At 58.9% G+C, this 14,484-nt stretch carries 12 protein-coding genes, 1 tRNA gene and 2 rRNA genes (1 of these 15 running past the window's edge); 1 reads left to right on the top strand and 14 read right to left on the bottom strand.

Going from position 1 to position 14,484, the window contains the following annotated elements:
* The first annotated feature begins 1 nt into the window (after position 1).
* Complete coding sequence (locus PYR65_RS03785; RefSeq protein ID WP_276119952.1) at positions 2-1,042, top strand: amino acid ABC transporter permease; 1,041 nt, start codon at positions 2-4, stop codon at positions 1,040-1,042.
* A gap of 271 nt (positions 1,043-1,313) precedes the next feature.
* On the opposite strand, the gene PYR65_RS03780 is transcribed toward PYR65_RS03785, so the two are convergent.
* The 14 genes from PYR65_RS03780 to PYR65_RS03715 form a co-directional block, all read right to left on the bottom strand.
* Complete coding sequence (locus tag PYR65_RS03780) at positions 1,314-2,066, bottom strand: ABC transporter ATP-binding protein (RefSeq protein ID WP_276119951.1); 753 nt, start codon at positions 2,064-2,066, stop codon at positions 1,314-1,316.
* Positions 2,063-2,872, bottom strand: a complete 810-nt coding sequence (locus PYR65_RS03775) for an ATP-binding cassette domain-containing protein (RefSeq protein ID WP_276119950.1) — start codon at positions 2,870-2,872, stop codon at positions 2,063-2,065. The genes PYR65_RS03780 and PYR65_RS03775 overlap by 4 nt, the downstream gene beginning before the upstream one ends.
* On the bottom strand, positions 2,869-3,714 hold the full coding sequence (locus PYR65_RS03770; RefSeq protein ID WP_407951304.1) for an ABC transporter permease: 846 nt from the start codon (positions 3,712-3,714) through the stop codon (positions 2,869-2,871). The genes PYR65_RS03775 and PYR65_RS03770 overlap by 4 nt, the downstream gene beginning before the upstream one ends.
* 14 nt (positions 3,715-3,728) lie before the next feature.
* Positions 3,729-4,634, bottom strand: a complete 906-nt coding sequence (locus PYR65_RS03765) for an ABC transporter permease (protein WP_276119948.1) — start codon at positions 4,632-4,634, stop codon at positions 3,729-3,731.
* Positions 4,635-4,775: 141 nt separating this feature from the next.
* Positions 4,776-6,278: an ABC transporter substrate-binding protein gene (locus PYR65_RS03760; RefSeq protein ID WP_276119947.1), complete on the bottom strand. Its 1,503-nt coding sequence runs from the start codon at positions 6,276-6,278 to the stop codon at positions 4,776-4,778.
* A gap of 246 nt (positions 6,279-6,524) precedes the next feature.
* A complete protein-coding gene (locus PYR65_RS03755) occupies positions 6,525-7,298 on the bottom strand; it encodes an ABC transporter ATP-binding protein (RefSeq protein ID WP_276119946.1) in 774 nt (257 codons plus the stop codon).
* A 24-nt stretch (positions 7,299-7,322) separates the two neighbouring features.
* A complete protein-coding gene (locus PYR65_RS03750; RefSeq protein WP_276119945.1) occupies positions 7,323-8,666 on the bottom strand; it encodes an ABC transporter substrate-binding protein in 1,344 nt (447 codons plus the stop codon).
* A 113-nt stretch (positions 8,667-8,779) separates the two neighbouring features.
* Positions 8,780-9,841, bottom strand: a complete 1,062-nt coding sequence (locus tag PYR65_RS03745; RefSeq protein ID WP_276119944.1) for a branched-chain amino acid ABC transporter permease — start codon at positions 9,839-9,841, stop codon at positions 8,780-8,782.
* Positions 9,842-9,844: 3 nt separating this feature from the next.
* Positions 9,845-10,726 (bottom strand): branched-chain amino acid ABC transporter permease, encoded by an 882-nt coding sequence (locus PYR65_RS03740; protein ID WP_276119943.1) that lies wholly within the window; start codon positions 10,724-10,726, stop codon positions 9,845-9,847.
* 9 nt (positions 10,727-10,735) lie between these two features.
* Complete coding sequence (locus PYR65_RS03735; protein ID WP_276119942.1) at positions 10,736-11,503, bottom strand: ABC transporter ATP-binding protein; 768 nt, start codon at positions 11,501-11,503, stop codon at positions 10,736-10,738.
* Positions 11,504-11,508: 5 nt separating this feature from the next.
* Entirely contained in the window at positions 11,509-11,847 is a 339-nt protein-coding gene (locus tag PYR65_RS03730; protein ID WP_276119941.1) for a hypothetical protein, read from the bottom strand.
* A 433-nt stretch (positions 11,848-12,280) separates the two neighbouring features.
* Positions 12,281-12,357 (bottom strand) — tRNA-Met (locus tag PYR65_RS03725).
* Between the two features lie 247 nt (positions 12,358-12,604).
* Positions 12,605-12,719, bottom strand: a 5S ribosomal RNA gene (gene rrf, locus PYR65_RS03720).
* 236 nt (positions 12,720-12,955) lie between these two features.
* Positions 12,956-14,484 (bottom strand): 23S ribosomal RNA (locus PYR65_RS03715) (it continues 1,357 nt past the right edge of the window).

Below are 14,484 nucleotides of genomic sequence, written 5' to 3'. Positions count from 1 at the left end.
TTTGCAAAAAGCCATTGCCGGGCTGTTTCTCCATGGTCCCTGGAATTTGGCGATCACGGTCGTGACACTCGCGTTCCTCGCCTGGATCGCTATTCCGATCATCCGCTGGGCCATTCTCGATGGCGTGTGGACGGCAGGTCCGCAGGCGTGCGCGGCGGAAAATGCGGGAGCCTGCTGGGCATTCATCGGCGCCAAGCTGCGTTTCATCCTTTTCGCATTCTATCCGCCGGACCAGCAGTGGCGGCCAGCGCTGGTGCTGGCGGGGCTGGTGCTTCTTCTCACTCTTTCCGCCATCCCATGCTTCTGGAGCGTGCGGCTTGCCGGTGTCTGGTTTTTCGCCTTTATCGCCATCTGGATATTGATGGCCGGCACGCTCGGATTGCCGCGCGTTTCAACCAATCAATGGGGCGGCCTGCCGATCACGCTCGCCGTGTCCATCGCCGCCCTTGTTCTGGCATTCCCGCTCGCCTTGGTAATGGCGCTCGCGCGGCAATCAAAAATGGGGATCATCCGCACGCTTGCTGTTGGCTATATCGAGCTTTTGCGTGCGGTGCCGATGATCGCCGTTCTTTATATCGCCATGCTGATATTGCCGATGGCCCTGCCGGGCGGCTCGATGCTCGACAAGCTCCTGCGTGCCCAGATCGGCGTGACATCGTTCGCCTCCGCCTATCTCGCCGAAATCATCCGGGCGGGACTGCAGGCCGTGCCCCACGGCCAGGATGAAGCCGCAGCAGCGCTTGGCCTTACCCGCATCCATACGCTCCGGCTCATCGTCCTGCCCCAGGCCCTGCGCGCGGTCATTCCCGCGATCGTGAACCTTTCCGTCGGCATTCTGCTGAACACATCGCTTCTGGCGGTCATCGGCATCTACGACCTTTTGAACGCGGCGCGCGCCTCTGCCACGGATCCGCAATGGCTGGGTTTTTACACAGAGGCATATATTTTCAGCGCGGTCGTCTACTTCGCCATAAGCTTCCTGGCATCGCGCTATAGCCTATGGCTCGAAGGATTTCTCAAGACATCGCAGCATCGCCCCTGAGCACAGCCGGCCGGACCTCCAGAGAAAAAAGAGCCGCAGATTTCATCCCACGGCCTTGAGATTTGAAGGTTTCACCCTTCTAAGGGGAACAGCTGACAGCGTCCGGTACGGGAGAATGTTCGACCGGAACTGTAGCTGCGATGACAATGACCTCTCGCCAGCGCAAATTCAAAGGACAGCAAACCACCAAAACGGCCGCATAAGAGATATCCATCTCCCGGCACTGAGATCGGAGGAATGTCTCCGTAGAGACCTGAAACACGCAGCTTTCTCAACCCGGCACAGGCATCCTCGGCATGCTCGCCAGCAGTCTTTGCGTATACGGATGTGCTGGGCGGGCAAGCAGATCGCGCGTGGCACCCTGTTCGACAATGCGGCCTTTTTCCAGCACCACCAACTGTTCGCAAAGCAGCGCCACCAGCGCGATATCGTGCGAGACGACGATGAAGGTCATGCGCGACGACAGCATGCGCATCAGGTCGATGATCCGCGTACGTGTGGAGAGATCGAGCGCGCTGACGACTTCGTCGGCGATGATGATGTCGGGCTTGGCGACGATCGCCCGTGCGATTGCGATACGTTGGCGCTGGCCGCCGGAGAATTCGTGGGGATAGCGCCGGGCTGCATCCGCAGGCAAATCCACATCCCGCAGAGCCTCCGTCACCGCTTCGCCGATATCCGTGTCGATTTTCAGCGACCTCAACGGCTCGGCGATAATGTCGAAGACCCGCTGGCGCGGATCGAGCGAGGAATAGGGATCCTGGAACACCGCCTGGACGCTGCGACGGAAGCCACGCATAAACGCGCGATTACGGGCGTCGAGGCTCTCGCCGCGAAAGGTCACCAGCCCCGCAGAAGCCTGCCTCAGCCCGAGCAGCAGATTGAGAAGCGTCGTCTTGCCGGAGCCGGATTCGCCGACAATGCCGAGATTGCTTCCGGCATTGATGGCGAGATCGATATCCTGCAAAACCGCTTTGCCGCCGCCATAGGTGAAGGAGACGCCGGAGAGATTGAGAAGGGTCATGGCGTCATCTCCAGGGCTGCATCGAAGGCGCGTGCGGCCGCCACCAGCTCGGCGGTATAGAGGTGAGCCGGCCGGTTGAAAAGTGCCGCAACCGGCCCTTCCTCGATCAGCCTGCCATGACGCATGACCAGTGCCCTGGTGGCAATACTTGCCACCACCGGCAGGTCGTGGCTGATAAAAAGGAGCCCCATGGCTTCGTCACGAACCAGGCCTTCCAGCAGCGTCAGAATTTCCATCTGCGTGGTAACGTCGAGCGCGGTGGTCGGCTCGTCGGCGATTAGCAGTTTCGGCCGGCAGGCGAGCGCCATCGCGATGGCCGCACGCTGGCGCTGACCGCCGGAAATCTCATGCGGAAAAGCGTGGGCAATCCGAGATGCCTCTGGCAGCGCAACACGCTCCAAAAGGGCCAGAACCTGCCGCGACATCTCGGCCCGTCCGAACGTTTCGCCATCCCGCCGCGCCCGGCGCCGCACCACTTCGCCCATCTGATGGCCAATCCGCATCAGCGGATCAAGCGCGGTCATCGGCTCTTGAAACACGGCAGTCATGACCGTCCCCCGCAAGGGCACAAGGTCGCGGTCGCGCGCGCCGGTCACTGGATGGCCGTTCAACGCGATCGCGCCGCTGACCTGCATCGTTACCGGCAGGAGGCCGAGGATCGCCAGCGCCGTCAAGGATTTCCCCGAGCCGGATTCACCGATAAGCCCCACGCGTTCGCCAGGAGCGATCGAAAAGGACATGCCGGAGACGAGCGTCCGGCCGGACGTGCGGATGTCGAGATGTTCGACGCTCAACAGGGTGCTCATCGGCTTCTCCTGCGCGTTGGATCGGCGACCTCGCGCAAACCATCGGCAAACAGGTTGAGGCCGATGACCAGCGACACCAGCGCAAGGCCGGGCGCGATCGCGCCGAACGGAGCGGTATAGACGGAGGACTGCGCTTCTTGCAGCAGCCGGCCCCAGGAAGCATTCGGCGGCGGTGCACCAAGCCCGAGATAGGAGAGCGATGCCTCGGCAATGACGGCGAGGCCGAACTGCAGCGCAAAATTGACGATCAGCGTCGGCCAGATATTCGGCAGCACATGGATGCGCACGATGCCTGGCCAGGACGTACCCGAGATACGCGCCGCCGCGATATAGTCCATTGCCAGCACGCGTTTTGCCAAAATGCGCGATAGCCGCGCCACGATCGCCGATCCGGCAACGCCAATCGCGAGAATGGCCGTCAAGAGGCTCGCCCCATTGCCGGAGGCAACGATGAGCATGGCAAGCAGCAACGTGGGGAAAGCGATGAGGATATCGAAGGCCGCCGCCAGCACATCGTCGAGCGTGCGCGTTGCAAAAGCGGAGAGAACCCCCGCCGTGACGCCAATCAGGGCCCCGAACGCGACGGCGCCGCAGCCGACGATGACCGCGATGCCCGAGCCGGCCATGATCTGGCTCATGAGATCGCGTCCGAGCCGGTCGGTGCCCGCCCAATGGGCAAAAGACGGCCCCTCCAGCCGGCCACCGGCCATATCGCCCACCCCGTAGGGCGTCCATACGAGCGAAAGCAGCGCAACAGCGACATGCAGGCCCACAAGAAGGCCGCCAGCCGCAAGCGGCCACGGGATGGTGGTTTTCTGCCGTATGTTTTCAGCTGCGGCCATGGGCTCGATCATGCTCATGTTCCTCCCCCGGAAATCCGGCTGCGCAGGCGCGGATCGACCAGCCGTTGGATCAGATCGGCTGCAAAGCCGACCATCAGCACCAGGAGAGTCGATACAAACAGGACACCCTGCACATTGGGGTAATCACGCTGCTCGATACCGAGAAGCAGCATCGAGCCGAGACCCGGCAGTGCGAAAACGCGCTCCACCACGACGGCGCCCAACAGGGTCGAGGCAAGTTCGATGCCCAGAATGGAGATCACCGGCACGGCGCCGTTGCGGATACCATGACGGATCAGCGCTTCTGTGAAGGTGGCGCCCAGCGCCCGCGCCGTGCGCAGATAATCGCTGCCGAGCACGTCCTGGGTCGCCGAGCGCACATAACGGATGAGAGATGCCGACATGACGATGGCGATCGTCGCCACCGGCAGCACAAGGGACTGAAGAGCGGCGCCGGGCGCGGCCCAGCCGCGCGACGGAAAACCGCCGGAAGGAAAAAGCCTTAGATTGACGGCAAAAGCGGTCACCAGAAGAATGCCGATCCAGAACACCGGAATGGCGATGCCGAGCTGGGAAACAACCGAAATCAACGCCCCGTACCATGTGTTCTGCCGGATAACGGAGAGGATACCAAGGGGAACAGCGATGGCGATCGCAACGGCAAGGGCCATCAGCGTCAACGGCAGGGTGACGATCAAACGCTTGCCGATCTCAGCCAGCACGGGCGCACCGCTGACAAAGGAGTTTCCAAGGTCGAAGCGGGCAAGACTGCCGGAGAAGCGCAGAAATTGTTCATAGAGCGGCAGGTCTGACCCGACCTGCTTGCGGGCGGCTTCGATCTGCGCCGCATCGGCGCCGACCGAGACCAGCGCATTGGCAGGGTCGCCCGGCAAAAGACGCAGCAGAACGAACAGGATCACGGCGGCGATGACGACCGACAGCGCCAGAATGACGGATCGGCGGATGATGTAGGAAAATATGGTCTTGACCCCTCATGCACGGACGCCGCCCGAGGATATAGGCCGGGCGGCGTTCGGTGTCGAGCATATCACTCGGGCGCGTTATTCAGCCTTGGTGATGCCATAGGCGAAGAACTGCGAGTTGAGACCATTCAGCGGATAGCCGGCTACGGTCGCTTTCGATACGACGATCTGCGGATAAAGGTAGAACCAGTTGCTGGCCGCATCGTCGGCGATGATCGTGTTGGCTTCCTTCAGCTTTTCCGTCTGCCCGGCCTCGGTGCCGCTGGCTTCGGCCTGCTTGATCAGATCGGCAACCTTCGGGTTGTTATAGCCCCAGTAGAAATCCGGGTTGCCGTAGAAGACGATGTCGCGGTGATTGACATGCTCCTGCAGCGTCGCCTGAAAGTCGTGCGCCTTGTAGACCTTCGTGTACCACTCATTGGCGGTGATGACGTTGATCTCCACCTTGACGCCGATCTTGGCGAGCTCGCTCTGGATGAACTGCGCAGCGATCGGATGCGGGTCGTAGTTCGGGGTATCGATGGTGAAGGTGAAGCCATCGGGATAACCCGCTTCCGCCAGCAGGGCCTTGGCGCTTTCCGGGTCGTAGGCATCCACCTTGGTGAGATCGGCATACCAGGCATCTGTCGGCGGCACGAAGGAGCCGATCAGCGTGCCGTAGTCGCCCCAGACTGCTTTCAATAGCTTCGCATCATCGATCCCACGGGCCAGCGCCTTACGGACCTTCACATTGTCAAAGGGTGCGACGCGGTCGTTATAGGCGAGCAGAAGCTTCGTCGTGGACTTGCCTTCGCTGACCGTGAACTCCGGATTGTCCTTGAATTGCGCCAGCGAATCCGGGCTCTGGACGGAGGTGATGACGTCGACCGAACCGGTCAGTAGTGCATTGTTGAGCGCGGTCGCCTCGGTGAAATATTGAAAGACCACCTCGGCGTTTTTCGGTTTCTCACCCCAATATTTGTCGAAGCGTGCGATAGCAATCGATGAGCCGCGGCGCCATTCCTGCAGTGCGTAGGGACCGGTCCCGTCTTCCTTCGACTGGAAATCCGTCGCCTCGTCGTTGACCACCCAGACATAGCTCAGATTGTAAGGCAATGAGATTGAACGCGAGGCAAGCTTCACCACAACGGTGGAATCGTCCGGCGTCTCGACGCCTGCAATGGTTTTCAGGCTGCTCTTGCGCGAACTTTTCGACGCTTCCGCCGTGACGCGCTCGATCGAGAACTTGACGTCCTTGGAGGTGAGCGGTGCACCGGAATGGAAGGTGACCCCAGGCTGCAGCGTAAAGGTATAGGTCAGTCCGTCGTCGCTGACCTTGGTGTCCTTGGCAAGCGACGGCTCCACCGTGCCCGCATCCGTAAGCCGGAACAAAGCCTCGTAGACATTGCCGTTGAAAGCCTCATTGATACCCTGCCCGGCGCCAGCCGTGTTGTCGAGGTTTTGTGGTTCATAGAGCGAGCCGATATTCACCGTGGCATCCGGACTGCTATCTGCGGCAAGCGCAGGACCGCAAACGCCCAAAGCAAGGGCAGCGGCAGACGCTATCGTGAGTGCCGGGCTGCGGGTTTTGGAACCGCTCATTTCATTCTCCTGTTACGATACCGCCGCCTGGCGGCGTCATGATACCGATTGTATGCGCCTTCGCGGCATATCGGTATTCGATGCCGCTCTAAAATACGGAAATGAAAGGGAATTGTCTTTCAACAAAGACTGAATTCCTGGATTGTTTTCGCGCTCCCAGATGTCGCACATGTCGCGCTTTACGCTTTACGCTCTACGCCTTGAGCAACAGCACAAAGTTCGTGACGGCTTCCTGCCCATCAAGAATTAGTGCGGAACATTGGACTTGGCGCCGCCCAGATAGAAATCGTGTACATCGTCCCGGGCGCGCAATTCCTCAGCTGTGCCGGAGAGCGCGACCCTTCCCGTTTCGAGGATATAGGCATAGTCGGCATATTTTAGCGCCAGATTGGCGTTCTGCTCGGCCAGCAGGAAACTTACACCTGAATCCTTGTTCAGCGTCCGCACGATCTCGAAGATTTCCTGAACAATGATTGGCGCCAGGCCCATTGACGGCTCATCCAGCAGGACAAGCTTGGGCTTGGTCATCAAGGCACGCCCGATCGCCACCATCTGCTGCTCTCCCCCGGAGGTCAGGCCAGCCTTGGTCTTGCGTTTTTGCTGCAGGCGGGGAAACCAAGTATAGATCTGTTCAAGGCTGTCGTTGAGCGCCTTGCGCGACGGCCTGCCGACAAACCCGCCGGAAAGGATGTTTTCCTCCACGGTCAATTGCGGAAAGACATGCCGTCCTTCCAGCACCTGAACGATACCGCGCGCGACGAGTTTTGAGGCGGAGAGATCACTGACCGGCTCGTCACGCCAGCGGATATCGCCCTTGCTGACGCGGCCCCGCGCCGGGCCGAGCAGATTGGAAATGGCCTTCAGCGTCGTCGTCTTGCCCGCCCCATTGGCCCCGAGAAGGGCAACGATGCTGCCCTCCTCGATCGTCAAGGATACATCTCTGACGGCAAGGATAGCCTGCCCATAAAGCGCTTCCACATTGCGGACCTCTAGAAATCCGGCTGTCGCCTGGTGCGTCATGGTCGGCTATCCCTATCCGTTGTTTTAGTTGCTGGCGTCTTGGCGCGGCGTGATACCCTTTTCCGCCGCATAAGCCGCGGCTTTTGCCTTGATCACGTCGGCAAACAGGGTGGAATCCGCCTTGATCCAGTCGGTCCTGGTATCCCAGGTCTCACCATTCCACTGGATGATCTTGGCAGCGATCGTCTCGCCCTTATGGTTGTCGATCGACGTCTTCAACGGGCTGATCAACCCCTCTGCGCCCAGTTCCGCAACGCGTTTCTGGTCGATGTCGAGGTTCTCAAGCGCCCATTGGCCCTCTTCGTTGTTAAGCGGCTTGTTGCCGAACTTCTTCTGGCCGGTTCGCAGCGCTTCAACGAAGGTGATGGCCTCGATCACTCCGTAATTATAATAGACCGTGCCGAATTTGCTGTTGTCCTTAAGGTCTGACTTACCCTTGTCGAGGATGTTTTCCTTCAGCGTCTTCAGGATGCCGTAATCCGTGCCCGGCGGGAAAACCGAGACGGCAAGATAACCCTTGGCGGCAGCGCCGGCCGGGCGGGCATCGTCTTCCGAACCACTCCAGATATCGCCGATGATGCGATCGGCCGGGAAGCCGACACGCGCGGCCGTCTTGATCGCGACCGGCGTCATAACCCCCCAGCCGCGCAGGAACACCCAGTCGGCGCCCGCACGCCGGATCTGCTGCCACTGCGCCTGCTGCTGTTCACCCGGATGCGGAACGGGGATCTGAATATCCTCGAAACCGTATTTCTTGGCAAGAATCCCCAGCGGTTCGATCGTATCGCGGCCATAGCCCGAGTCGTGATAAAGCGTTGCGATCTTGACGCCCTTCAGCTTGTCATAGCCACCGGCCTGCTGTGCGATGTAATCAACGATGATCTGAGCTTCGCTCCAGTAGTCGAAAATCAGCGGAAACTGATAGGGAAACACGCGGCCGTCGGTCGCGATGTTCTGGCCGCCGCCCGGGCTGACGATCGGGATCTTGTCGATCCGCGCCTTGTCGGTGAGCGCCACGTCAAGGCCGCTCGAATGCGGGTAAATCGCCGCCGTCAGCGCGCCGTCATAGCCGTCCTTGTAGCGTTCGTAGCACTCGATGCCGCGCTCGATCGTGTAAGCTGTTTCGCATTCCTGGATCAGGATCTTGACGCCGTTCACGCCGCCTTCGACCTCGTTCACGTAGCGCAGATAATCGATATTGCCTGCCCCGAACGGGATGAAGGACGGTGCGTAGGGACCGGTCCTATAGGTGAAGAGCGGGTAGAGCTGCTGGCCGGCGCCGTCCTGTGCCTGCACTGGCATGGTCAGGCTCGCGGCGGCCATGACGGCGCCGGCCGCAAGCGCGATGGATTTGGAAAATATCGACATGGTCACCCCTTGTGCCGTTGTTGTGTCGCTTGAAGAATGGCGCCGGAGTTTTCTTAAAAAACGGGCGGAAGATCCGGCGCCATGCCCGATCCGCACGCGGGAAACCAGGGCAGCTAGCGTGTAAAACGTACTTGAAGAGCCTCCACGCCGCGCCGGATCCAGGCGGAAAGCCCGTCCGGCTCCTTGATCAGAATGAAGATGATGATCACGCCGAAGAGGACGCGCTGGAGATTGGTGATCGCGCCCTGATCGCTGAGATAGGCAACATTGGCCGCCAGCACGAGATGATCGAGCAGGATCGGCGTCAGCACGATGAAGGCGGCGCCAAGAAAATTGCCGAAGATCGTCGCCGTTCCGCCGATCAGCACGATGAACAGCACCTGGAACGACTTGTCGAGATTGTAGGTATAGGCATCAGCGGTGCCAAGATAGGCGAAGCCCCAGAGCACACCGGTAATGCCGAGGAAAAAGGAGCTGATCGCATAGGCCTGCAGCTTGCGGCGGGCAACGCGAATCCCGAGCACCGACGCCGCCGTCTCCATGTCGCGGATCGCCATCCACTCCCGTCCAAGCCGGCTTTTGACCACCAGGAAGGCAAGACCGATCAACAAGACCGTGACCGTGGCAACGAGGAGATAACGGCCGGCGGGAGATTGCAGGTCGTAGCCGAAAATCTCCAGACGCGGGGCCGAGATCGTCAGCGACTGGCTGCCGTTTGAAAACCACGGGTAGTTGGTGAACAGCCACTGAAAGAAAAACTGCGCGCCAAGCGTCGAAGCGCCGAGATAGAACCCTTTGATCCGGAGCGCCGGCAGGCCGAAAAAGATACCAGCCGCAGCCGCGATCAGGCCGGCCAACAGCAGCACCGCCGGAAGCGGCAATCCCGGCACCCGCAGGATCAAATTATACGCAGAAAACACGCCGACCGACATGAAGGCCGCAGACCCCAGCGAAACCAGCCCGGCATACCCTTGCAACAAGTTGAGCGAAATGCCCGCCAATCCCATGACGATAGTGGGAATAATGATCGAGCTCAGCCAATAGTCCGTCGCGATCGCCGGGACGACGCCGAAGACGATGGCGAAACCTGCAAGGACGGCAGCAATCCGCAGAAGTGCCGAGCCGGATGGAACGGCCGTAGCGGCAGGCAGGATGTCGTCCTGAAGCGTTGTCATGGGTCAGACCCTTTCGATGTCGCGATCGCCGAAGAGACCGGCGGGACGAACGAGGAGAAATGCGACGGCGAGGATGTAGGCAAACCACGTTGACACGCTGCCATTGACCAGCGGACCGAGATAGATATCGGCGAGCGCTTCACTGGCGCCGACGATGAGCCCGCCGGCGATGGCGCCGGGGATCGAGGAGAACCCGCCGATGATCAGCACCGGCAGCGCTTTCAGCGTGATGAGCGACAGCGAATATTGCACACCCTGCCGCGCGCCCCAGAGCAGGCCCGCTATCAGCGCCACGATACCGGCGACGCTCCAAACGATACGCCAGATGACGGGAAGACGGATGCCGATCGACTGCGCCGCCAAGGTATCGTCCGCCACGGCCCGTAGGGACACGCCCATACGGGTCTTGCTGAAGACGATCGCAAGCACCGTGACAATGGCGATCACGATGAGCGAGGCGACGATATCGAACGAACTGATGAACAATCCGCCATAATCCTGAGCGATATCGTCAATACCAAGATCGAGCATATGGACGTCTGTGCCAAGGAAGAATTGCGCGCCACCGTCAATGACAAAGGAGAGACCCAGCGTCGCCATGAACAGCGTCAGCGGATCGCGGTTGCGCAGCGGCCGCAAAACCAGCGCTTCGATGACGATCGCCGTCAGGATCATCAACGCGGAGGTGGCGGCAAAGGCAACCCAGAAATTGATGCCGCGCTCGACCAGCGTCACGAACACCAGCGCGGCCAGAAAGACCATGGCCCCTTGCGCAAAGTTGAAAACGCCGGACGCCTTGTAGATCAGCACGAAGCCAATCGCGACGAGACCGTACATCAGGCCGGCGAAAAGGCCGGCAATCAAAGTTTCGAGAAAATAAGCCACGCCATCCCCTTAATGAACTGTGCCGAGATAGGCGGCGATGACGTCCGGATCGTTGCGGACCTGGTCCGGCGTGCCATCGGCAACCTTGCGCCCGTAATCGAGCACAACGATATGGCTGGCGAGCCCCAGCACGATGCCGACATCATGTTCGATCAGAACGATGGTCGTGCCGAAAGCCTGATTGACCTCGCGGATGATGCGGCTCATGTCCTCCTTTTCCTCCTGGTTCATGCCGGCCATCGGCTCGTCGAGCAGCAGGAGTTTGGGTTCGGAAACCAGCGCGCGGGCAAGATCGACCCGCTTCTGCACGCCGTACGGCAAGGTCGCGACAATCCGCTCGCTGTATGATTCAAGGCCGAGGAAGGCGATCACCCGCCCGGCCCGCGCATTGAAATCGCTGCGTTCACGCCTATCCCGGCCAAACCGGAAGACGTTTTCAATAAAACTTGCCTCACCACGGCGGGATAGCCCGGCAAGCACGTTTTCCCGCACACTCAAACGGCGGAACAAGGCATTGTGTTGAAAGGTGCGCCCGATGCCGAGACGGGCAGCGGTCCCCGGACGGATCGCGCCAAAATGGCCGCCATCAAAAACGATATCGCCGGAATCGGCACGGTAAACGCCATTGATGACGTTCAGCAACGAACTTTTACCCGCCCCGTTGGGGCCGATCAAAGCGCAGATTTCGCCTTTTGCGACGGTAAAACTCAGGGAGTTGAGGGCTTTGACGCCTTTGAAGGAAAGCGAGACATCGTTCAGTTCAAGGAGATTTTTCAACGAAGTCAGCCCTTCGCACGCTTGGAAGCGGTTCCCGCCGCATCCACGCAAACTTCGCCGTCTGATTTGCTGACCGGAAATAAAGGCTCATCGCCCAGCAACCTGTTGCACAACCTGCCCGCCCTATCAGCTGCGGGAGCAACACCAAACTTCTGCAGCTCCGTCACGATGAAGGTGATGGCAGATGTAAAAATGCAGCGATCCAACACGCGCACGAAATCCGGCCAGTTTTCCAGATTGACGTAGTTCCAGAACGTTCCACAGAAACGCACCGAGAGCCCCGGTATCGGCTTCGCCACATAAAATTTCATATCGTAGGCGTTAAAGCTGATTGCCCTGGTCATCGTCCGGCCCCTGTTTACAGACGGAAGCCTAATGCGCGGCCAGAGTTAAATCCAGTTTACCTATAATTTTTATAGGCTATTTTTGATAAATTCATTCTCCGGATTGGTCAGGCCTTAGCATAAGCGGAAGCTCGAACGGCCAATGGTTGCTTAGGTGGAAGATATTGCGGAGGTGAGAGACGATCAGTTTCCGGAAACAGTGACGCGGCAAAGGATGACCTGTCTGCGATGAACCTGCCGCTAGCAGCAGCCGCAACGCACCCCGATTTTCCACGCAACCAGAGTTTTCGAGCCCACCATTATTCCGAATGTACTGAGGCAAGAAGCGAACCCAATGTTCCACAACAGCTTGGTGCGCGTCGGTGCCGTCTATTCCCCTCAAAACGCAGAAAAGCCCGCGAACATTTCTGTCACGCGGGCTTTTTGTTGTGTTTGGTTGCGGGGGCAGGATTTGAACCTGCGGCCTTCAGGTTATGAGCCTGACGAGCTACCGGGCTGCTCCACCCCGCGTTATCAGCGTTTTGCGTTAGCAAAGTCGCCGGCGTTTTGCGTGAGCAAAATCGCGCTGGCGAAAGTCCGAAGGGCTTTTACCCTGCGCGGCGCACTTAGCGAAGTCAAATGCGCCTCTCGTGTCTGTATTCTTTTCCCGGCATTTTACCGAAGCAAAAAGGCCGCTTGAGGGCGGCCTGTTGTTCGGCTGGGCCGGGGGGGTAGAAGAGAAGATTGTGTATTTGGTATTTACTCTTGCCTTTAATAGACCTGGCAGCGACCTACTCTCCCGCGTCTTAAGACGGAGTACCATTGGCGCAGGGGCGTTTCACGGCCGTGTTCGGAATGGGAACGGGTGCAGCCACCCCGCAATAACCACCAGGTCAACTAAGGGCAAGAATGTCACCGGCGACGGTGACAAACCAAAATGAGAAGCTGGATTTGATGAGCGAATAGGGAGTAGCGAATAGCCAATAGGGGTTTCGCTTGTCTATCCGGTCTGTTTTGAACACGTTTTTTGGCGGCGATTGGGAGCGCTATTCGCTACTCCCTATTCGCCATTCGCTCATGAGCCGACAAACGCGATGCGTTTGCGGCGAGATGAGCAGTAGCAATGAGAACAATCAAGCCAATCGAACGATTAGTACCGGTAAGCTTCATGCATTGCTGCACTTCCACACCCGGCCTATCAACGTGGTAGTCTTCCACGGTTCTCAAGGGAATACTCGTTTTCAGGTTGGTTTCCCGCTTAGATGCCTTCAGCGGTTATCCATTCCATATATAGCTACCCTGCTATGCGGCTGGCGCCACAACAGGTCCACCAGAGATATGTCCATCCCGGTCCTCTCGTACTAGGGACAGATCCTGTCAATATTCCTACACCCACGGCAGATAGGGACCGAACTGTCTCACGACGTTCTGAACCCAGCTCACGTACCGCTTTAATTGGCGAACAGCCAAACCCTTGGGACCTGCTCCAGCCCCAGGATGCGATGAGCCGACATCGAGGTGCCAAACAACCCCGTCGATATGGACTCTTGGGGGTCATCAGCCTGTTATCCCCGGCGTACCTTTTATCCGTTGAGCGATGGCCCTTCCACACGGGACCACCGGATCACTATGACCGACTTTCGTCTCTGCTCGACTTGTCAGTCTCGCAGTCAGGCGGGCTTATGCCATTGCACTCGACGAACGATTTCCGACCGTTCTGAGCCCACCATCGCGCGCCTCCGTTACTCTTTCGGAGGCGACCGCCCCAGTCAAACTACCCACCATACACTGTCCCGGATCCGGATAACGGACCGCGGTTAGACATCCATGACGATAAGGGTGGTATTTCAAGGATGGCTCCACGAGAACTGGCGTCCCCGCTTCAAAGCCTACCACCTATCCTACACATGCCGACACGAATGCCAGTGTAAAGCTATAGTAAAGGTGCACGGGGTCTTTCCGTCTGACCGCAGGAACCCCGCATCTTCACGGGGAATTCAATTTCACTGAGTCTATGCTGGAGACAGCGGGGAAGTCGTTACGCCATTCGTGCAGGTCGGAACTTACCCGACAAGGAATTTCGCTACCTTAGGACCGTTATAGTTACGGCCGCCGTTTACTGGGGCTTCAGTTCAAAGCTTGCACCTCTCCCTTTAACCTTCCAGCACCGGGCAGGCGTCAGGCCCTATACGTCGTTTTGCAACTTCGCAGAGCCCTGTGTTTTTGATAAACAGTCGCTACCCCCTGGTCTGTGCCACCCCTCCATACTTGCGTACGAAGAGGTCACGCTTCTTCCGAAGTTACGCGTGCAATTTGCCGAGTTCCTTCAGCATAGTTCTCTCAAGCGCCTTGGTATACTCTACCTGACCACCTGTGTCGGTTTCGGGTACGGTCTATACGGTGGAGCTATTTCCTGGAACCGCTTCCCCGCCTGCTCAATCCAATAAGAGCAAACAAGTTACGCAATCCGTCACTACCACCAGGCCCACGAATATTAACGTGGTTCCCATCGACTACGCATTTCTGCCTCATCTTAGGGGCCGGCTAACCCTGCTCAGATTAACTTTAAGCAGGAACCCTTGGTCTTTCGGCGAGGGGGTCTCTCACCCCCTTTATCGTTACTCATGTCAACATTCGCACTTCCGATACCTCCAGGAC

Source organism: Pararhizobium qamdonense, assembly GCF_029277445.1.
Taxonomy (GTDB): Bacteria; Pseudomonadota; Alphaproteobacteria; order Rhizobiales; family Rhizobiaceae; genus Pararhizobium; species Pararhizobium qamdonense.
This window is presented reverse-complemented; position numbering and strand designations above follow the sequence as displayed.